General features: G+C 45.2%; 18 protein-coding genes. 11 read left to right on the top strand and 7 right to left on the bottom strand.

Features of this window, described 5'->3' with window-relative positions; all coding sequences use genetic code 11:
* Positions 1-19 precede the first annotated feature (19 nt).
* Positions 20-1,885, top strand: coding sequence for a peptidylprolyl isomerase (gene ppiD, locus ACED25_RS16200; RefSeq protein ID WP_371695675.1), 1,866 nt, complete (start codon positions 20-22; stop codon positions 1,883-1,885).
* 221 nt (positions 1,886-2,106) lie between these two features.
* A complete protein-coding gene (locus ACED25_RS16195) occupies positions 2,107-2,406 on the top strand; it encodes a ComEA family DNA-binding protein (RefSeq protein WP_017103214.1) in 300 nt (99 codons plus the stop codon).
* Here ACED25_RS16195 and rrtA read toward each other — a convergent pair.
* Positions 2,403-2,945: a rhombosortase gene (gene rrtA, locus ACED25_RS16190; RefSeq protein WP_029222964.1), complete on the bottom strand. Its 543-nt coding sequence runs from the start codon at positions 2,943-2,945 to the stop codon at positions 2,403-2,405. The genes ACED25_RS16195 and rrtA overlap by 4 nt on opposite strands.
* Before the next feature lie 9 nt (positions 2,946-2,954).
* Between rrtA and ACED25_RS16185 the strand changes: the two genes are divergently transcribed.
* Complete coding sequence (locus ACED25_RS16185) at positions 2,955-3,554, top strand: tRNA-uridine aminocarboxypropyltransferase (RefSeq protein ID WP_017103212.1); 600 nt, start codon at positions 2,955-2,957, stop codon at positions 3,552-3,554.
* A gap of 26 nt (positions 3,555-3,580) precedes the next feature.
* On the opposite strand, the gene ACED25_RS16180 is transcribed toward ACED25_RS16185, so the two are convergent.
* The 3 genes from ACED25_RS16180 to ACED25_RS16170 form a co-directional block, all read right to left on the bottom strand.
* The gene (locus ACED25_RS16180; protein ID WP_017103211.1) at positions 3,581-4,924 is read right to left on the bottom strand and encodes an anti-phage deoxyguanosine triphosphatase; all 1,344 of its coding nucleotides are present in this window, start codon (positions 4,922-4,924) and stop codon (positions 3,581-3,583) included.
* Between the two features lie 54 nt (positions 4,925-4,978).
* Positions 4,979-5,563: a 5'-deoxynucleotidase gene (gene yfbR, locus ACED25_RS16175; RefSeq protein WP_017103210.1), complete on the bottom strand. Its 585-nt coding sequence runs from the start codon at positions 5,561-5,563 to the stop codon at positions 4,979-4,981.
* Positions 5,564-5,894: 331 nt separating this feature from the next.
* Entirely contained in the window at positions 5,895-7,127 is a 1,233-nt protein-coding gene (locus ACED25_RS16170) for a pyridoxal phosphate-dependent aminotransferase (protein ID WP_076671197.1), read from the bottom strand.
* Positions 7,128-7,420: 293 nt separating this feature from the next.
* Here ACED25_RS16170 and ACED25_RS16165 point away from each other — a divergent pair, with 293 nt between their 5' ends.
* From ACED25_RS16165 to ACED25_RS16135, 7 genes are all read left to right on the top strand, one after another.
* Entirely contained in the window at positions 7,421-8,728 is a 1,308-nt protein-coding gene (locus ACED25_RS16165; protein WP_029222962.1) for an isochorismate synthase MenF, read from the top strand.
* A complete protein-coding gene (gene menD / locus ACED25_RS16160) occupies positions 8,725-10,449 on the top strand; it encodes a 2-succinyl-5-enolpyruvyl-6-hydroxy-3-cyclohexene-1-carboxylic-acid synthase (RefSeq protein ID WP_371695674.1) in 1,725 nt (574 codons plus the stop codon). The genes ACED25_RS16165 and menD overlap by 4 nt, the downstream gene beginning before the upstream one ends.
* 9 nt (positions 10,450-10,458) lie before the next feature.
* Positions 10,459-11,259, top strand: a complete 801-nt coding sequence (menH, locus tag ACED25_RS16155) for a 2-succinyl-6-hydroxy-2,4-cyclohexadiene-1-carboxylate synthase (RefSeq protein WP_371695673.1) — start codon at positions 10,459-10,461, stop codon at positions 11,257-11,259.
* Positions 11,260-11,361: 102 nt separating this feature from the next.
* Complete coding sequence (gene menB / locus ACED25_RS16150) at positions 11,362-12,228, top strand: 1,4-dihydroxy-2-naphthoyl-CoA synthase (protein WP_010439547.1); 867 nt, start codon at positions 11,362-11,364, stop codon at positions 12,226-12,228.
* A gap of 75 nt (positions 12,229-12,303) precedes the next feature.
* A complete protein-coding gene (gene menC, locus ACED25_RS16145) occupies positions 12,304-13,311 on the top strand; it encodes an o-succinylbenzoate synthase (protein WP_371695672.1) in 1,008 nt (335 codons plus the stop codon).
* 52 nt (positions 13,312-13,363) lie between these two features.
* Positions 13,364-14,794, top strand: a complete 1,431-nt coding sequence (gene menE, locus ACED25_RS16140) for an o-succinylbenzoate--CoA ligase (RefSeq protein ID WP_371695671.1) — start codon at positions 13,364-13,366, stop codon at positions 14,792-14,794.
* A gap of 165 nt (positions 14,795-14,959) precedes the next feature.
* Positions 14,960-15,127: a hypothetical protein gene (locus ACED25_RS16135; protein ID WP_017100591.1), complete on the top strand. Its 168-nt coding sequence runs from the start codon at positions 14,960-14,962 to the stop codon at positions 15,125-15,127.
* A 169-nt stretch (positions 15,128-15,296) separates the two neighbouring features.
* Here ACED25_RS16135 and ACED25_RS16130 read toward each other — a convergent pair whose 3' ends face one another.
* From ACED25_RS16130 to ACED25_RS16120, 3 genes are all read right to left on the bottom strand, one after another.
* Positions 15,297-16,217 carry a YeiH family protein gene (locus ACED25_RS16130; RefSeq protein WP_029225432.1) on the bottom strand — a complete coding sequence of 307 codons (921 nt, stop codon included), beginning with the start codon at positions 16,215-16,217 and terminating at the stop codon, positions 15,297-15,299.
* A 144-nt stretch (positions 16,218-16,361) separates the two neighbouring features.
* On the bottom strand, positions 16,362-18,236 hold the full coding sequence (locus tag ACED25_RS16125; protein ID WP_017100593.1) for an MFS transporter: 1,875 nt from the start codon (positions 18,234-18,236) through the stop codon (positions 16,362-16,364).
* Positions 18,237-18,253: 17 nt separating this feature from the next.
* Positions 18,254-18,844 (bottom strand): TetR/AcrR family transcriptional regulator, encoded by a 591-nt coding sequence (locus ACED25_RS16120; RefSeq protein WP_012604487.1) that lies wholly within the window; start codon positions 18,842-18,844, stop codon positions 18,254-18,256.
* Between the two features lie 197 nt (positions 18,845-19,041).
* Here ACED25_RS16120 and ACED25_RS16115 point away from each other — a divergent pair, with 197 nt between their 5' ends.
* Positions 19,042-19,965 carry a Tim44 domain-containing protein gene (locus tag ACED25_RS16115; protein ID WP_371695670.1) on the top strand — a complete coding sequence of 308 codons (924 nt, stop codon included), beginning with the start codon at positions 19,042-19,044 and terminating at the stop codon, positions 19,963-19,965.
* Positions 19,966-20,177 lie beyond the last annotated feature (212 nt).

Raw genomic sequence — 20,177 nt, 5'->3', positions numbered from 1 at the left:
TCCGGAGAGCACTTAAATTATGATGGATCGATTACGCGAAGGCGTGAATAGCATCGCGGTAAAAATTATCCTTGGGTTGATTATCCTGTCATTCGTATTCGCAGGTGTAGGCAGCTACATCACCGGTGGCGGTAACAACGCAGCAGCTAAAGTTGGCAACACAGAAATTGCTCGTGGTGAGTTCGAACAAGCTTACCAAAACGAACGTAATCGCATGCAATCTCAACTTGGCGATTACTTCGCTCAAATGCTTGCAGACCCTGCATACGTGGAGTCTTTCCGTAAGTCAGTACTTGATCGCATGATCAACGATGTTCTACTTGAGCAGCAAGCAGAATCTCTAGGCCTACGAATCAGTGATTCTCAAATCCGTACCATGATTCTAGAAATGCCTCAGTTCCAAACGGCTGGTCAATTCGACCAAGAAGTTTACCAATCAGCACTGCGTCGTGCAGGTTTCAGCGCAGAAAGCTTCGCAGAATACATGCGTCGTGACCTAATGCGTAACCAGCTTGTCACTGCGCTTCAAGGCAGTGAATTTGTTCTTCAAGGCGAAATTGATATTCAGAGCAAGCTTATTGCTCAAACTCGTGACATTCGCACAGTGACACTGTCTGTTGCTGACCTAGCGAAAACCATCGAGTTAACTGACGAGCAAATCGAACAGTATTACCAAGAGAACCCTGCGGCTTACACTCGTCCAGAGCAGGCTAAGGTGTCTTACATCGAACTTTCTGCTGAAGCACTTAAATCGCAACTTGAAGTTAGCGATGAGGAAGCACAGAAATATTACCAAGAGCATCTAGACAAGTACTCTACTGAAGAGCAACGTAAAGTTAGCCACATTCTAGTTCAAGGTGATGACGAAGCGAAAGCTCAGTCTATCCTAGACGAGCTAAATGCAGGTGCTGATTTTGCTACGCTAGCAGAAGAAAAATCTGACGACTTCGGTAGTGCAGATGTTGGCGGTGACCTAGGTTGGATTGAACGCGATGTTATGGACCCAGCATTCGAAGAGGCGGCTTTCGCTCTTGTGAATATTGGCGATACAACTGGCCTAGTTAAATCTGATTTTGGCTACCACATCATCAAGCTAGACGAAGTAAAAGCATCTCAAGCTCAGCCTTACACTGAAGTAGCGGCAGAGATTAAGACAGAGCTTCTAGACCAACACGCCGTTGATCAGTTCTACGAGCAACAAACTGAACTTGAAAAAGTAGCGTTTGAATTCCCAGATTCTCTAGACGACTCTGCTGAAGCTATCAACGCGAAGATCACGACGACTGATTTCATCTCTCAAGCTGACGCTCCAGAAGTTCTGATGACGCCTGCAGTAATGCAAGCTATCTTGAGCCCTGAAGTGAAAGAAGACGGTTTGAACTCTGAAGTTATCGAAGTGGCTCCTGAGCACGTTATTGTTGTACGTGTAGAAGAGACTCGCGACGAAACAGTTCTTCCTTTAGCAGAAGTGAAAGATCAAGTTGTAGCTGCATTGTCTGCTGTAAAAGCAGAGCAACAAGCGGTAGAGCTAGGTGTTTCTCTAGTAAACGAACTTAAGCAAGGTAATGAAGCGGTACTGGCGGATAACAGCCTTGAGTTTACTGAACTTGAAACCATTGACCGTAATTCTCCATTAGCTGCATCTGTATTCGCTCTAGTGAAACCGGAAGCCGGCCAAGCTGTGTTCGGTCAATCTAAAGATCAAGACGGTAACATCGTTGTTGTTGAGCTTTCTAAAGTAACGGCTGAAATCAACCCTGCTTACAGCACACAACTTGGTGCACAGTTAGAGCGCGTTGGTAATCAACAAGACCTTACTAATGTACTAAACGTACTGCGTAAAAATGCAGACGTTGAATACTACATCGTTGGTCAAGCTCAATAAGCTTTGAATTTACTCGGTAGTCTTCTGCCGAGTAATGCAACTTGAGAATACAACTTGAAAGTAGTGCAGCAACTCGGTTTGCGAGCCAGCTAACAAGTTGATGAAAATTAGATGTATAACAAAGCGGGTCATTTCGGTGACCCGCTTTATTTTTATCTGGCGTTTGTTTTATGTGCAGCGGCAAATGCATAAGTTACGTTTTTTGTTCAAAGGAACGGTTTATGCGCACGATATATTCAACATTACTTCTCTCATTTCTTATGACCCTGAGCTCCCCGGCGCTTTCTAATAGCCCCACTAAAGCTGAGCTTTACGATGGCATTGAAATTACGGTAAACATCAATACAGCGACAGCTGAAGAGCTGTCAGCGCTATTGGTTGGTGTTGGGGATAAGAAAGCTCAAGAGATCGTCGATTACAGGGATCAAAACGGGGCATTTACGACTGCTGATGATTTGGTGAGTGTGAAAGGGATAGGTGAAGCCACGGTTAAAAAGAACCGCGAAAGAATTCAACTTTAATCCGTTTGTCTACTTGTTAGAAATGAAGCGATAGATATGAAGCCTCCGGCCAGTGCACCTGCTAGGTGGGCTTCAATCGCGACACGAGCATTAATTAGTTCGCCAGTTGTGCTAGAAGGGCCAACAAGCTGCTCCCAAGCGATTTTAGCGATTAATCCCAACACTAACAGCCAACTTGATATCCTACCGTTTAAAGCTTCACTGAGCGCGAATAAGCCAAATAACCCATGCAAAGAGCCTGATAGGCCAACATAGATCTGAATACTCGAAAACAACAGGGCGATCCCAGTCACTAAACTAATCACAAGCAGAGCAAGAACAAGCTGTTTTTTACTCGGTTGAAACAGATAGCTGATGATCCATAAGCCTGCTAGATTCATCAGAAGGTGCGAGTAGTTGGTATGTGAAAAATTTCCTGTTAGGATCCGCCACCATTGCCCCTCGGCAATCGCATTGCTATCCCATACGACCCAAGCTTGTATTGGCTCAAATTGGAATAAGACGCATAAAAGTGAAGTGAAAATTAAAACAGGGTACACATTAAATCCATGTCTCGTTATTGCCCCCAATGCAGCAAGGCTTTGAAAGCTTGTATTTGTCAGTGGGTTACACCACTCGAATCGAATGTTGAGCTTATCATTCTTCAGCACCCATCAGAAGAGCATCGCCCGATGGGTACTGCGCGTATCCTCTCGTTATCCCTAAATAACAGCGTGACGCTTGTCGGTGAAGATTTTTCAGACAACGAACAATTGAACGCATTGCTGGCCAATGAACATTACCAACATGTGATTTTATACCCAAGCGAAAATTCTGTTTCAGTTGAATCTGCGACATGCCCAAGCAAGAAGCTGCGTGTGATTTTATTGGATGGGACGTGGAAGAAGGCGTTCAAGATGTGGCAGGTGTCGAGTAACTTGCATGCGCTGAGCACAGTTCACTTACCGAAAGATCTCAAGGGTAATTATCGAATCCGGAAAGCGCCCAGTGAAAACAGCCTTTCTACCGTCGAAGCTGGCTATCATTTGCTTAGCTTGCTAGAGAGTGATGGCGACTTTAGCCCTTTGCTAACGGCATTTGACCAAATGATTCAGTTTCAAATCAATCAAATGCCGCCGGGTGTGTTTGAGAAAAACTACTTAGATTAAGCCGATTCACTGGTACGAGTCAGGAATTAAAACTCGGTATGAGCTGAGAACAATTGCTGATGCATTTTCTGCGCAAGGTCATCAGTCATTGATGAGATGTAATCGGCTATCACGCGCATCTTTATTGATTCATCTTGATGCTGTAGCCATTGCTTCTTGATGGGCAGTGGCAGCAAGCGTTCAGGATCAGCGCTGAACGCTTCAAACATGTCCATGATAATCTGCTGGCCTTTGTATTCGATCACTTGAACCTGTGGCACTTGAATCACGAACTCGCTGACAAAGTGTTTTAGTTTGTCGAGTGTAGCGTCCATGCTCGGTTCAAGCACGGCATTGTAAGCCAACAGCACATTCTCAAAGCTAGCATCCACTCGTTCAATCGAAATACTGGTCAACAGAGCGTTGACTATCCCACCAATCGCATCCTTTCGACGATACTGCTCACCAGAGAAAAGCATCTCTGTGATTGAATCTAGGTGTTCACAAACCCAAGGGTCGGCCATCTCTTTAAGTTGAGGGTAAGCCGACTCGACCCATTGAGATTTGGTGACAGAGCCAAGCACAATCGCATCTTCTAAATCGTGCACGCCATACGCGATGTCATCAGCCAGCTCCATGATTGAACAATCAAGTGACTTATATTTGGTCTTATTGTGCTCAAGTGGCTCTGTATGCGTTTTTCTTTTCTGTTTTAGAAGCTGTTGGTCGCTGCTTGAAAGCGGCTCCATTACCCAGTTAAAAAGCTCTTCATCATGATCGTAGATGCCTTTTGCTGGCATCCAATCTTTGGCTCGGAGCTGTCGTTGATGCTTAACAGGCTCAGACTGTAATTTAGCTTGAACCTCACTCAGCAGAGAAGGGTACTTAATCAGACCTAACAAAGTGCGTCGAGATAGGTTCATCCCGTGATGTTCAGTGTAAGGTTCTAGCTGCGTGACAATGCGAAATGTTTGAGCATTGCCCTCAAAGCCACCATGATCGCGCATCATATAGTTCAACGCGACTTCGCCACCATGCCCATAAGGTGGGTGGCCAATGTCGTGAGCAAGACACAATGAATCAATCAAACTGTCTGAAGGCAACAAATCTCGAAACTCGGGCTGCTTTTTTTTCAGCTGGGCAACGATACCGGTACCTAGCTGAGCGGCTTCTAGCGAATGGGTAAGGCGAGTTCGGTGGAAATCGTTTACCGCGGTGCCATGAACTTGGGTTTTTGCTTGGAGGCGGCGAAAAGCGGCAGAGTGAAGCACCCGCGCACGATCGCGTTGATACGGGCTACGGTGGTCATCACGCCTTATTTTATGTTCATCGTCATTTCGATGTTGCCATTCTTGTTCGAGTTCAAATGGTGGTTCGAGTGGAGAATTCAAAATAGCACCTATCAAATTGATTTATTTATCTAATTACACTCAACTTATACCCAGCTAGCTTATCTCGTCTAGTGATAATTCAAAGCTCGGCGCAAACGTGGTGAGAAAGTAGTCCATTTCCGGGCTTTTGCGTTGTTCGAGTGTCTCTTCCAGTCGGCGCTTGGCTTGCTCGTATTCATGATTGCCCGCACTGAGCTCTTCCAAGCATTTCAGGTAAGCGCAGATAGTGTCGGCTTGCTTAACGATGCTTTGCTCTTCTTTTTTTGCTGTTCCAGATATCAAAAACGGGGAGAAGTCGTCTCGGAACTCTTCTGGCAGCATTGAAAGCAGTCTTTGCTCTGCTGCCGCTTCTATCTTCTTATACTCTTGGGCGATGTCTGGATTGTAGTATTTAACTGGCGTCGGCAAATCACCTGTTAGCACTTCACTGGTATCGTGGTACATGCCAAGCAGAGCAATGTGTTCTGGGTTGAGTTTGCCATCAAACTTCTTGTTTTTGATAAGCGCCAAGGCGTGGGCGACGAAAGCGACCTGTAGGCTATGCTCTGAAATGTTCTCGCTTGAGACTGAGCGCATCAAAGGCCAGCGTTGGATAAGCTTCATACGGGCAAGATGGGCAAAGAAATGGCTTTGTTTCATAAGAGTCCTTTTAGTACCAATCGTAGTAAATAACTGGTCATCCTAGCTTGTTAAAAAACTCGATAACTTTGTTAGAATTTTTGATTGTAGAATAACTACTTACCAAAAAATTCTGCCTTGTTCTCAAGTTTTTTCCCTGCGCTATTTCTGAACACTTACTTACTGTGATTGGTATAAGCAATGCTCCACTCGTATCTTGTGTTTGCACAGGGACACGAGACAGCGGATACAAAAAAGGCTCCCAAACAGGAGCCTTTTAAGCATAGAAGTGAATGAATACAAGTTAAAGTCTTTTAAAACAGCAAATTGTAGTCATCTTTCTTTGTGCTAATTAACCTTCGACGAGGTCGTCTTGGCTGTAGGTCTGTAAGAAGCGCTCTAGGCGACCAATCGCGATTTCTAGGTCTTCGATATGTGGCAGAGTCACGATGCGGAAGTGATCCGGTTTTGGCCAGTTGAAGCCAGTACCTTGAACCAATAGCACCTTCTCTTGCTTAAGGAAATCGAGCACGAATTTCTGATCGTCTTTGATGTTGTACATGTTGGTGTCGATCTTAGGGAACAGGTACATCGCGCCTTTTGGTTTCACACAAGAAACGCCAGGGATCTTGTTGATCAGTTCCCATGCACGGTCACGTTGCTCAAGCAGTCGACCACCAGGAAGAATCAGTTCGTTGATACTCTGATAACCACCCAGTGCCGTTTGGATGGCGTGCTGCATTGGTACGTTGGCACACAAACGCATCGAGGCGAGCATTTCTAGCCCTTCGACATAGCCTTTCGCAATGTGTTTCGGGCCCGTTAAGAACATCCAGCCACCACGGAAACCACATACACGGTAAGCCTTAGACAGACCGTTGAATGTCACCATGAGTACGTCTTCAGCAAGCGTTGCGACTGAAGTATGTACGGCACCGTCGTAAAGTACTTTGTCGTAGATTTCATCAGCGAAGATGATCAAACCGTGCTCACGAGCAATCTCAACAACTTGTAATAGGAAATCACGGCTGTATACCGCGCCCGTTGGGTTGTTCGGGTTGATAAGAACGATGCCGCGAGTCTTTGGTGAGATCTTCGCACGCATGTCGTCTAGATCTGGATACCAATCAGCATCTTCATCACACATGTAGTGAACCGGTGTACCACCAGAAAGCGCAACAGACGCTGTCCATAGTGGGTAGTCCGGAGCGGGAACTAAGATTTCATCACCATTATCCAGTAGCGCCTGCATAGACATAACGATAAGCTCTGATGCGCCGTTACCAATGTAAACGTCTTCTACATCAAGGTTACGTAGGCCTTTTTTCTGGTAGTGCTGAACAACCGCTTTGCGGGCTGAATAGATGCCTTTTGAGTCACAGTAACCTTGAGATGTCGGTAGGTTACGGATTACATCAACAAGGATTTCATCAGGGGCGTCAAAACCAAATGGGGCGGGGTTACCAATATTAAGCTTCAGTATTTTATGCCCTTCTTCTTCCATGCGCTTAGCATGTTTGAGTACAGGCCCCCTGATTTCGTAGCATACGCTGTTGAGTTTTGACGACATCCCGATATTTTGCATTGCCGATTTCCTGAAATTAATTTAAATACTTTATTAAAGTACCGCAAAATGGGGTTTGATAGAATAAAAATCTGATGAATGTCGCATTTCAGTGTCACGTTTGGTCTTTTTGTTGTCACTCTTTTCTAAATTTTAATTAATCGCTTTCTTTGTTGTCTAAGATGAATAAAGAGGCTGGATCGCTTAAAATCACAGGAATGTTCAAAAGATATAGTAGATTCTTGATCTAAGTGGGTGCTGCCCATAAAGTATCAAACTAATGTAATAATAATTTAGATGTGAACGAGGTCGATTTGTCACATTTCCAGCAAACTATCTCCGCTTTGATTGAGCGAGTACAAAATGCCCAAGCAAGTGAAGTTCGTTGTGTTGAAGTTCTAACGCAAAAACCATCGTTTGCATTTATAGAATGGCTTCATGCTCAACCGCTCTTTCCAAAGTTCTACTGGCAGTCACGTGATACTCGTGAAGAGGTCGTTGCGCTCGGGCAATTACATACTTTTTCTGATCCCGCTCCCGCGTACGCAATTCTTGGTGAAGACCAACGAATCTGGGGTGGGCGCTCATTTGACGGGCACACCGCAAAAAACCGTCGTTGCATGGAATCGTTTTTCTTCCTTCCTCAGGTTGAACTGATCCGCTTTGACAAGACTTGGTCGTTAGCCGTCAATTTATCTCCTGATCGCGTTGCTTCTATTAATGCTCTAAATAAGCTTTCTGTCGAAGCGGCGATATTGGCCCCTTTGTCGGCGCATATTGAGCAGATTAACCACGTTCCAGAACGAGAGCAGTGGGGCAACCTTGTCGATAAAGTGCTGAAAGGCATTAGCGACGAAGAGTACAAAAAAGTCGTTTTAGCGCGTAAAACCACATTGCAACTCGATGCGCCAATCTGCGCGGCTCAGTTGCTTAAGGCCAGCTACCTGCAAAACCATCACAGCTTTCACTTTATGTTGGTATTGGATTCCAAACACAGCTTTATCGGCTCAACGCCAGAGCGTTTGTACAGTCGATATGGCACTGAGCTTGATACTGAAGCGCTTGCTGGAACCATTGGTCGCGGAGAAAACGCGACAGAAGATATGGAGTTAGCCAACTGGCTTTCTCAAGACAGTAAAAACCTCAATGAAAACCAGTATGTGGTCGACGACATCATTGAGCGTCTGACTCCTCATTCTCAAACGGTACACGTTGAAAAAGAGGCGCGACTTGTGCGTTTGCGTAAGGTGCAACATCTTAAACGTAATATCCATGCTCAGCTCAATAACGGCGTCAATGGTGTCCAGTTGCTTGCTGCCTTACAGCCGACTGCTGCGGTAGCGGGTTTACCGCGCAAAGAAGCGATGGATTTCATACTTGAACATGAACCGTTTGCGAGAGGTTGGTATGCAGGCTCTGTTGGCTATATTAGCCATCAACGCGCTGAATTCTGTGTCGCGATTCGAAGTGCCTTGATTGTAAACGATCAAGTACAGCTGTTTGCGGGTGCCGGGATCGTACCGGGATCGGTTGCTGAACATGAGTGGCAAGAGTTGAATAAGAAAATGTCGACTCTGCTCAGCTTAATTTCAGATCATCCACCATTGGGTGTGGCGTCATGAACCACGACCAAGCCGTATTAAATAGAGTTTGGTGTAATACGTTACTTGAAGAGTTAGCCCGCAGCGGCGTTGAACATGTTTGTGTTGCGCCAGGCTCGCGCTCAACACCATTAACACTCGAAGCCGAAGCCAATCCAAAACTGACACTGCACACGCACTTTGATGAGCGTGGGCTTGGTTTTCTTGCGTTAGGTTTAGCAAAAGCCAGCAATAAGCCAGTTGCCGTGATTGTCACCTCTGGTACTGCTGTGGCGAATTTGCTTCCTGCGACGGCTGAATCTGGACTGACACGAGAGAAACTGATTTTGCTGACCTCTGATCGTCCTATCGATTTAGTCGACTGTGGCGCTAATCAAGCGATTCAACAGCAAGGCATCTTTTCTTCCCATGTTGAAAGTGCTTTAAATCTACCCAGTCCAACCACACAGATTTCATTGAATTGGCTTCTGACATCCGTTGATAACGCGCTAGCGAAACAACGCAATGTTGGCGGTGCGATTCATATCAACTGTCCGTTCCCTGAGCCTCTATATTCTGCGAATAGCGCGGAAATGTATGCGGAATACACATCCAGTATCTCTGGGTGGAAGTCGGGAACAGCTTGTTACAGCCAAACGTTTTTACCTAATCAAGTGAATACACAACCGATTGCTCCAAGTGAGTATCTTGGACGTAAGGGTGTGGTTATTCTCGGTTCGCTCGATATTGAACAAGCGACAAAAGCTCAGCAGTTTGCCACTGCATTAGGCTGGCCAGTTTTTTGCGATCCTCAATCAGGTGTCACAAGTGATTGGAAGCATTATGATCTGTGGATGCAGAGTGACGTAGCTAAAGCGCAACTCAATCAATGTGATTTCATCCTTCAGTTCGGTGAGCGTGTTGTTTCTAAGCGCCTTAATCATTGGATAAAGTCGCAAACTTCATCATTCTGCTCGTCACAATACATTGTTGTGTCACCAGATACGCACCGAATCAACCAAGATCATCTGCCTCAAACCCATATCGTTGCTGATATCGAGTCATGGGTGTCAGAACAGCATTTACCTACCTTGTTAGGTCAACGTGCAGGTTGGGCTGCACCTTTGGTCGAAATCGCGAATACGGTTCAACAATTGGCATTGGCACAAATATCCAATAATGACCAACTGACCGAGTTGAGCGTTGCAGTTGACTTGTCGACTAGACTTAAAGACAGAGAGTTGTTTGTGGGAAACAGCTTGATGGTAAGGCTGGTGGATATGCTGTCATCAATATCTGCGAATCAAGTTTACAGTAATCGTGGCGCATCGGGCATTGATGGCTTGGTGGCGACGGCTGCGGGTGTGGTGAAAGCCAACCAAAACCCCTTGATAATGTTGATTGGCGATACCTCTTTGCTTTACGACCTCAATTCACTGGCTCTGTTTACTCACAATGTAACGCCGATGGTGATTGTTGTGACTAACAATGATGGCGGTGCGATCTTTGACTTGTTGCCTGTTCCTGAGCAACAAAAACAATCTCTATATCAAATGCCCCATGGTTTCGGTTTTGAACATGCCGCTGCGCAATTCCAGCTTGGTTATGCGGCGCCAGAAACTTTGAATTGCTATCAAACGATTGTCGAACAACATTTCGAACAAGGTCAGGGTACCTTGCTCGTTGAAGTTAAGACGCCTCCCGAACAAGCGTCTACTTTGCTGAAACAATTCAGTTCAATGCTCACCGAGGCATTAGCCTAAGGACTTTACATGCTTTACTCCAATTATTACCCAGCTGTACAAGAATCTTCTGACAAACCTTTGCTTGTTTTTCTACATGGTTTACTCGGAAGCGGTGATGATTGGAGCGCATGTCATCCATATCTAGATGATTTTCCTCGTCTTTGCATAGATTTGCCCGGGCACGGACAAAGTCGCTTTATCGATCCGGTAGGCTTTGATCATTGCTGCAAGAAAATCGTTCAGTGCATTACTTCTCAACTTGCGCTCAACGATCTTCCTGCGGATTATCCTATCGTGGTGATTGGCTACTCTATGGGTGGTAGGCTTGCCATGTATGGGGTGACAAGCCCTTGCTTCGAAACGCTCAATCTTGAGAAAGTCATTATTGAAGGTGGCAACTTTGGTCTGGAGTGTGATGAAGAACGAGCACAAAGGTTAGTACATGATACGCAGTGGGCTGTCCGCTTTGCGCAGCAGTCGATTGAAGATGTTTTAGACGATTGGTATCAACAAAGCGTCTTTTCTTCACTAAATCATGAGCAAAGACAAACTTTGGTCATAAAGCGTAGTGGTAACCTTGGAGTATCCGTAGCAAATATGTTGTTATCTACTTCACTAGCTAAGCAACCGGATTTACGTGCCACATTGAAATCTCATGAGCATCAATTGCATTATGTGTGTGGTGAAAAAGATCGTAAATTCATGGAGCTAGCTGAGAATAGTGGCTTTGAATATAGTCAGGTTGATTACGCTGGTCATAATGTTCATTTTGAGCAACCAGAGTTGTTTTCCAACCTGATCATCCAATGTATCGCCAGTCGCCGCTAAACTGACTGAGCGGTTCTCTCGTATCAAGCACTATCAAAAGCAGAGCAACACCGTCACGACTATTCGTTAGTCGTGGTCTCTAATAGAACAATGGGAATCACCATGGCTAAAACAGTAGGCATCACAGAAGAAGAACTTTACGCAGCAGTTAACTGGCGCGATGAAAGCAGTCAATTTGAAGATATTCAGTACCACAAGTCTGACGACGGTATTGCGAAAATCACGATTGCTCGTCCTCAAGTCCACAATGCGTTCCGTCCACAAACCGTAAAAGAGATGATCAATGCATTGGCTGACGCTCGTTACGACGAGAAGGTTGGCGTAATCATTTTGACGGGTCTTGGTGAGAAGGCGTTCTGTTCTGGTGGTGACCAAAGTATCCGTGGTGACTACGGCGGTTATCAAGATGATTCAGGTACACATCACCTGAACGTACTTGATTTCCAACGTCAAATTCGTACTTGTCCAAAACCCGTTATCGCAGCGGTATCGGGTTGGGCAGTCGGTGGCGGTCATGTACTTCACATGATGGCAGACCTTACTATCGCAGCTGAAAACGCTCAGTTCGGTCAGACGGGTCCTAAAGTAGGTTCATTCGATGGCGGTTGGGGTGCTTCTTACATGGCTCGTATCGTTGGTCAAAAGAAAGCGCGTGAGATCTGGTTCTTGTGTCGTTTCTACGATGCTCAAGAAGCATTGGACATGGGTCTAGTAAACACAGTCGTGCCTGTTGCTGACCTAGAAAAAGAAACGGTTCGTTGGTGTCGTGAAGTTCTTCAACACAGCCCAATGGCGCTGCGTTGCTTGAAAGCCGCACTAAACGCAGACTGTGACGGCCAAGCCGGTCTACAAGAGTTGGCGGGTAACGCAACCATGATGTTCTACATGACAGAAGAAGGCCAAGAAGGCCGAAACGCATTCAATGAGAAGCGTCGACCTGATTTCGACAAATTTCCGCGTAACCCATAGTCTTTCTCTTCTTTAAAATGAGTCGCTAATAGCGGCTCGTTTTGTTTTGATGTTCCCCGTTTTTTAGGAAACTTTATGAACTCAGTGAATTCTCAGCGTCACGCTAAACTCTACCGTTATCAATTACCTATGGATAGTGGTGTGATTCTTCGTGACAATAAGTTGAACGAACGCGTTGGCTATATCATCCAACTTGAGTGTGATGGTAAAACTGGTTTTGGCGAAGTTACACCTTTGCCAGGTTTTAGCCAAGAAGATGCTGAACAAGCTGGCATTCAGCTGCAACACGAATTAGAGCTTTGGAGTCACAATAACCCTCAAACGCCTTTTGATGAGTTATATCCTTCTGTTGCCTTCGGTTTTTCGATGGCGATGATGGAATTACGAGGCGAACTCAACGCTGAAGGTAACTACCAAGCGGCACCGTTGTGTACAGGCGATCCAGATGAATTGATCCCTGTGCTGAAGGAGATGAAAGGCGAGAAGGTCGCCAAAGTGAAAGTCGGCCTCTACGAAGCGATTCGTGATGGCATGCTGGTCAGCTTATTCCTTGAGTCGATCCCTGATTTGACCCTAAGACTTGACGCCAACCGCGCGTGGAAGCCAGAGAAAGCGAAGCAGTTCATTAAATATATTTCGCCGTCACTGCGTCAGCGCATTAGCTTTATTGAAGAGCCTTGTCAGAAACCAGAAGACAGCTTGGCCTTTGCCATCGACCACGGTGTGGCGATTGCATGGGATGAAACACTACAAGAAGCGGTGCGAAGCCCTGAGTTTGATCTTAGTGATTTAACGGGTGTTAAGGCGGTTGTGATTAAACCAACCTTGATTGGCTCAGTAGAGCGTTGTGTTGCTATCATTGAACGTGCGCAACAACTTGGTATTAAACCTGTACTAAGCTCAAGCATAGAGTCTAGCCTTGGCTTAACTCAGATTGCTCGATTGGCACAACAGTACTTGCCTAATGAAGTTCCAGGGCTTGATACGATTGGTTTGTATCAGCAACAGCTAGAAGTCTCATGGCCGGGTTGTCAGCTTCCAGTTTCAACGCTTGAACAACAGCAATTGATTTGGTCTTCTTAGGCTGATCGTTCGATTGGCTTAGACCGTTCTCAATCTATTACTTGGTTATCTTATGATGCGCCCACAATCTAATCATCACCCGCTCTGGGTACAGTGGGCGCAGCAGAACCCACATCAAACAGCGTTATTGAGTCCTAACCGCGCTTACACTTGGCAGCAAGTGTCTGTGCTGGTGAGTGAGTACCAACAACAGCTATCTGCTCAGGGCCTCTCTGAAGGCGATGTGTTGACCATTGTTGGTAAGAACCAAGCTGAAGTGATTCCAGTTTATCTTGCCGCACTCAATTTGGGTGTGGTTTGTGCGTTTACCATGCCTCAGCCGAAAGCTCGTTTAACACAGAAGCTTGAATCCCTCTATGGTCAGCTAGACAGACGTTACCTTTGGCTATTAGATAGCTGTGGGTTAGATCATTCTGATGCTGTTAACCTTAAGACTGTATTGGTGACGCTACCTTGCTTGAACGAAGTCAAGGTCGATGGTGATGACAAACCAACAACATCGCAAAATCCTAACTTTAATCCTCAAAACCTTGCGAGCATCGTATTCACTTCTGGCTCTACCGGCAACCCGAAAGCGGTGGCTCACACGTTGCAGCAACACTTATGTTCAGCTCAGGGTTTATTAGACGTTTTCAACTTTGAACAAGCTGACACTTGGTTGCTTAGCTTACCGATGTACCATGTGTCGGGATTGGCGATTATCCATCGTTGGTTGGAGGCTGGTGGCTGTATCAAAATAGGCACAGGTCAGCTTGAAACAGACATTGAAGGTTGCAGCCATGCCTCTTTAGTGGCTACTCAACTACATAGGTTATTGCAGAGTAAGCAAGCACTTACTTTAACTCATGTGCTTTTAGGCGGTAGCCATATCCCAGAAGCGCTAGGGCTTGAAGCTCAACAAATGGGCATTGAAACTTGGCTTGGATACGGTATGACAGAAGCGGCTTCAACAGTGACCGCGAAGCCAGTCGATTCTAGTAATACTGCAGGTTTTGTTCTCGACCAACGCCAGTTAAAAATTGAAGATCAACGTATCTTTATTGGCGGCAATACGCTTGCTTCTGGTTACTACTATCAGGGTGAGGTTACGCCGTTGGTGGATGAGAACGGTTGGTTCGACAGTAAAGACCTCGGCGAATGGGATGTCGAACAAGTGTCGATTATTGGTCGCGCCGACAATCAGTTTATTTCTGGTGGTGAGAACATTCATTGCGAAGAGATTGAGCGAGCACTCAACCAATTGTCTGAGGTTAACCAGTCTTTTATTGTTCCTATTGAAGACGATGAGTTCGGATTCCGACCTGTCGCTATTGTGGATTGTGCTGATTTGCCAACCAAAGAGTGGTTTGCTGAGCAATTGAATGGCCGTCTTGAGCGGTTCAAATTTCCTGTTGAGTATTATCGAATGCCTAAGCAAGAACAGCAGGGTATTAAGGTTTCACGCGCTGGATTGGCATCTTGGTTGTCTCAGCATAGGAGTTAAAGGTAAGCGCTTACCTCGACGTTATTTGCGAAGTTGTTAGGTGACTAAGTTGTCAGGCGGTTAGTTAATTTAGCAATTAGATAGTTCAAAACAGAATTTATTATCTTTATAACCATCAATCATAATAAGCTCTATAAATAACGGATTATAGAATAAGGTCTTATTATGAAAGTTGCCCTCATCATTGCAGTTTTGCTGCAGATAGGCCAAGCGCTCGTTTCGTCAGGACTGACTCGTTCATTGGCTGAACTCACTGCATTTGTGCTAGTTGTGGTACTTGTTTTAATGAAAAGAGAGAGCAAGAAGAGTGATAAGCCCCTGTTTGATTCGTGATTGTTGTAACAAAGAATATCTTTACTACAAACGATATTTTCACTAAAAACGATAGGGGCAAAGCCCATTAGAGCTTTGCCTTTTTGTTTTGTTGCTCGTTAATCTGAGTGTCTAGGTAACCAAACACCACCTAAAGCGTTTCTTTGCGTATTAGGTGTAATTAGGCGGATTAAGCGAGAGTTAACCACGCTAATGAGCCTGTCGAAATCATCGTCCACATTGTAATACCAAACATCAATGGCTTCGGCCCTGCGGCTTTAAGCTTCTCTACTGAAATACCGCAACCAATCAAGAATAGACACACCACCAATGCACGCTTAGACACATCAAAGATACCTTGATAGACCATCTCAAATTGTGGCAGCAAGTCACTAACAGCAATAGCAGCGCAATAGAAGAAAATGAAGTAAGGAATCGTAATCTTCTTTTGATCGTTCTTGAAGATCATTGCGCTGACTAACGCGATTGGGATAATCCAAAGTGCGCGAGCGAGCTTCAATGTGGTTGCTGTGGTCAGTGCTTCTTCGCCATATGCTGATGCTGCGCCGACTACAGAGGAGGTATCATGAATCGCGATGGCAGCCCATGTTCCGAAAGTTTGTTGGCTTAACTCTAGTGCATGGCCAATCATTGGGAACAAGAAAAGGGCGACCGAGTTCAACACAAATACAGTGGCTAACGCCAAGCCAATCTGTTCATCATCAGCTTTGATGGCCGGTGCTACGGCGGCAATGGCGCTACCACCACAAATTGCGGTACCAGAAGAGATAAGGTAACCCGTGGTGCGATCTAATCCCATGCGTTTTGCCAAGAACCAACCAATGACCAAGGTACCAATAATCGTCGTTACAATGAGGCCAATACCATCGCCTGTTACCGCTAATGCTTTCTCAAACTGAATGCCAAAGCCTAAGCCGACAATCGAGTAGGCCAGTAGCTTCTTGGTGAGTTTGCCTACTTCTAGATGGTCAGGGACTAAACCTAAGCTCGCAAGAAGGAAACCGATCACGAGGGCCGTCGGTGAACTCACCCATGGGGTTAAGCAAAACAGAGCAGCAAGATAAAATGGAACAGACTTTTTTAGATTCATTATATTTAATTCGTCGCGTCTAGTATTGGCAGCGTAGTGGAAGACTATACGCTTAACGCAATGGTAAGTAAGTCTAAATGAATTGAACAAACGTTAAGTAAAACTAAACGTTTGTTCAGCTGATATGAATAAAGGCTTGGTTATTTAGCGTAGTGAGCCGCGAAGATCAGAGACTGACTGTCGAAGCGTGTCGCATGAAGCTTCCTTGGCTAGCATAGGTTCGGCAGCTTCTATCTCTAACTTGGCCCTGAAACGGGTGGGTAGTCCCTTGAAAGCTTGACCTTTATAACGACTGAAGTAACTGCCCCATAACCCTTTAAGTGCCATTGGAATCACAGGTACAGGAGATCGTTTGATAATCAGCTCCATGCCACGCATGAATTCGGCTACTTCGCCATCAGCGGTTAGCTTGCCTTCAGGGAAAATACACACGATGTGCCCTTCATCTAGGGCACGTTCAACTTCTTTGAAAGCGTTTCTAATCGAGTTTCGGTTGGTTGCGGAGATTGGAATAACTCCTGCTCTTTTTAAGAATCGACGTAGTGGAGGCAGCTTGGCGTAATCCTCTTCCATCACAAACCGAATCAAGCGAGGGCAAACCGCACTTAGAAGCAGTGCATCCATATAACTCACATGGTTGCAAACGATCAGTGCACCGCCATTCTCTGGAAGATGGTGTAAGTTCTTGTGCTTAACTCGGTACATAGTGTGAGTGACCACCCATGTAAAGAAACGGAAAGCGTAGATAGGCACCTGATAAAACAGGTACAGCATAACCAAAGTATTCCCTATCGCGAGCAACACAAATAGTTGTGGAATAGAAAGATCGAGAACACTCAGGCAAACAATACCTAAAACGGCGCTTCCCACCATGAATAGTGAATTGTAGATGTTGAGCCCGGCAATCACTTGAGCGCGTTCATCTGGTTTCGCTCGTAACTGCATCAGAGAATACAGAGGAACAATGAAGATACCGCCAGAGACACCCAAGAGCAGAAGATAAGCAAACAGCGGCCACAGCTCTGAATACGTCACGAATTGATGGAAAGAAGTAAATTCAGGCAAGGACTCAGGAATGGATATCGCCATCAATAGCCCAAAAATCGACATACCTAGGCTACCCATTGGTACGATGCCGATTTCAATTCTGTGATTTGATAACTTATCGCAAGCCAAAGAACCTATCGCAATACCGACCGAGAATAGAGCTAACAAAAAGGCAACCGAGCTTTCAGTGCCGTTCAAGTGGAGCTTTGTGAAGTTTGGAAACTGAGTGAGATAAGCAGCGCCAAGGAACCAGAACCAGCTGATAGACATCAGTGCTTGAAACGTTGGGCGATCTTTTTTTGCAATCGCCAGTGTCGCGCGGGTTAGCTTTACTGGCTGCCACTTCACTTTCAGATCTGGTGCGTTACTCGGCGCTTGTGGAATAAAGCAGCTTGATACATAGCCAAGCACGGCGAAAGAAACAATACATACCGCAGCAATGAGCTTCGCGCTTTCTTCAGATGCAATAATACCGGCGCCTAAAGTACCAATAAGGATGGCTAAGAATGTGCCGGTTTCGACTAAAGCGTTGCCGGATACCAGTTCTTTTGTTTCCAATTGTTGTGGAAGCAGTGCGTATTTCACCGGGCCAAAGAAGGCGCTTTGCGTTCCCATTAGGAACAGAAGTAGGAGTAGTATCCCGTAGCTTTCGTAGATAAACCCGATCGCACCCAGTGACATGATCGCCACTTCAAGGAGCTTAACTTTACGTATAAACCAAGATTTTTCGTATTTGTCAGCCAGTACACCAGCCAAAGCAGAAAACAGGAAGAAGGGCAGAATAAAAAGACCAGCGGCCAAATTAATGAATAGATTGCTGGAAATAGGCAGCGTATCTACGCTTGCGAAAGCAACAAACAGTAACAGAACATTTTTGAATATGTTGTCATTAAAGGCGCCTAGAAATTGAGTAATAAAGTAGGGTAGGAACCTTTTTTGCGTTAACAGCGAAGATTGGCTGCTGTTGTTCATTGTCTTTCCTTGAATGATTACCAGTTGGTTAAGTAGTTTGAGATTAGGTTATTGATCAACTCTTTACCATCGATAGGTTCAGAGGCGAAAAATTTATCATCAACGCTAAGTAGAGTAATTCCATGTACTCCAGACCATAATACACGGCTGGCTTTAATGACTTCGCTTTCTGTGTGTTCAGGCGCAATAGCTACCAGCAATTGCTCTAACATACCTGTCATTCTATCAATACGGTTCGATTGCCATTCAGGAAGGTTTTCACCATTCATGTTGTGCTCAAAGATAAGCTGCCAACGGTGAGGGTGTTTTTGGGCAAAATCGTGATAGCAGTATGCAAGATTAAAAAGAGCTTGTTGAGGGTTGCTCGATTGTTCAACAGCAGAAGCAGATTGGGACGACAGTTCATCTAATGTTTGAGCAACAACGTGTAAAAGGAGTAGGTTGTAGTTACCAAATACATTCACCAAGGTGCTAGGGACATAGCCAATCATATTGGCAATTTTACGTAGACTTAGCTCGTGATAAGAGTGCTCTTCTAAGAAGTCGGTTACCGTCTTTAAGGTTAATTGCACTAATTGTTCGCGAGTATGATCGTTTCGTCTTGCCATGAGTACTTTCTATTAAATGAACATCGTTCAATATTTTAATGCTGCCCCAGAGTGCCGTCAATCCCTTCGCTAGTTTAGTAATCAATTAATAGCCGCAATATTATGATACATGTGTAAACGTCGTGAATATTTCATTGTTCTTTGTTAACGAGTATGATTAAGGTGTCGAAAGATAAAAAAACCTATAAAGGATAATAATGAAACGATTTTTCTCACTAGTCGCGATCTTGTTGGTAACAGTCGCGGTGACGCCAATCGCGGAAGCGAAAAAGTTTGGTGGTGGTAAGTCATTTGGCAAAAGCTTTAAAACGGCTCCAGCACCAAAACAACAAAACACAAATTCGATCCGACAAGATCAAACGGGCAAGAAAACAGCAGCAGCTAACTCTAGCAAGAAAGGCCTTATGGGCGGTCTGCTAGGTGGTTTACTTGCTGGTGGTCTTTTAGCTGCATTCTTTGGTGGCGCATTTGAAGGTATCCAGTTCATGGATATTCTGATCATGGGTCTGATTGCTTTCCTAGCGTTTAAATTCCTACGCGGAATGTTGGGCGCGAAGCAGGGCTCAATGAATCAGCAGAATGCACGTGGCCAACAGCCAGCATTCGGCGGCATGGGTCAGAACAAGTTTGAACAACCTAAGCAACAACCAAATGTTCATAACTTCGAGCAAGCACAGCCTCAATCACAACCTCATTCGCAAAATAGCGCTGGTGGTTTCGGTTTTGGTGCACAAAGCGATGTTCCACATAACTACCCACCAGGTTTTGATCAAGCGGCATTCATCAACGGTTCTCGTGAGCACTACCGTACACTGCAAGGTGCATGGAATCACAACGAGCTAAACACGATTGAAGAATACGTATCTCCAAGCCTATTTGAAGACCTAAAAGCTGAGCGTAACAAGCTAGACGGTGATCAGCACACAGACGTAATGTACGTTGATGCTGAAATCGTTCGTGCAGACCACGATGGTAGCAAAGCACAGTTAAGCCTTCAGTTTAGCGGTCGTTACCGTGACACAGCGGATGGCGTTGAAGAAGATATCACTGATATCTGGCACCTAGAGCGTGATCTAACAACTAACAATGCACCTTGGTTAATTGTTGGTATTCAAGGTTAATTCCAGGATTTAACTAAACATCAATATGATGTAGTTATTCGGAATGACACCAAATAATATAAAGCCCCTGCTGAGAAATCATCAGGGGCTTTTTTGCGTCTAATGATATGTATCTATAAGTCGCAGCAGGGAAATTGGCTTTGAGCTTTTTTTGGGTGGGGGGAAGGGGTTTAGATTCAAGGAACAATGCCAATATGACTAACACGTGGTGA

Source organism: Vibrio sp. 1F263 (assembly GCF_041439035.1).
Lineage (GTDB): Bacteria > Pseudomonadota > Gammaproteobacteria > Enterobacterales > Vibrionaceae > Vibrio > Vibrio tasmaniensis_A.
The sequence above is the reverse complement of the archived record's forward strand: the minus strand, read 5'-3'. Positions and strand labels throughout refer to the sequence as shown.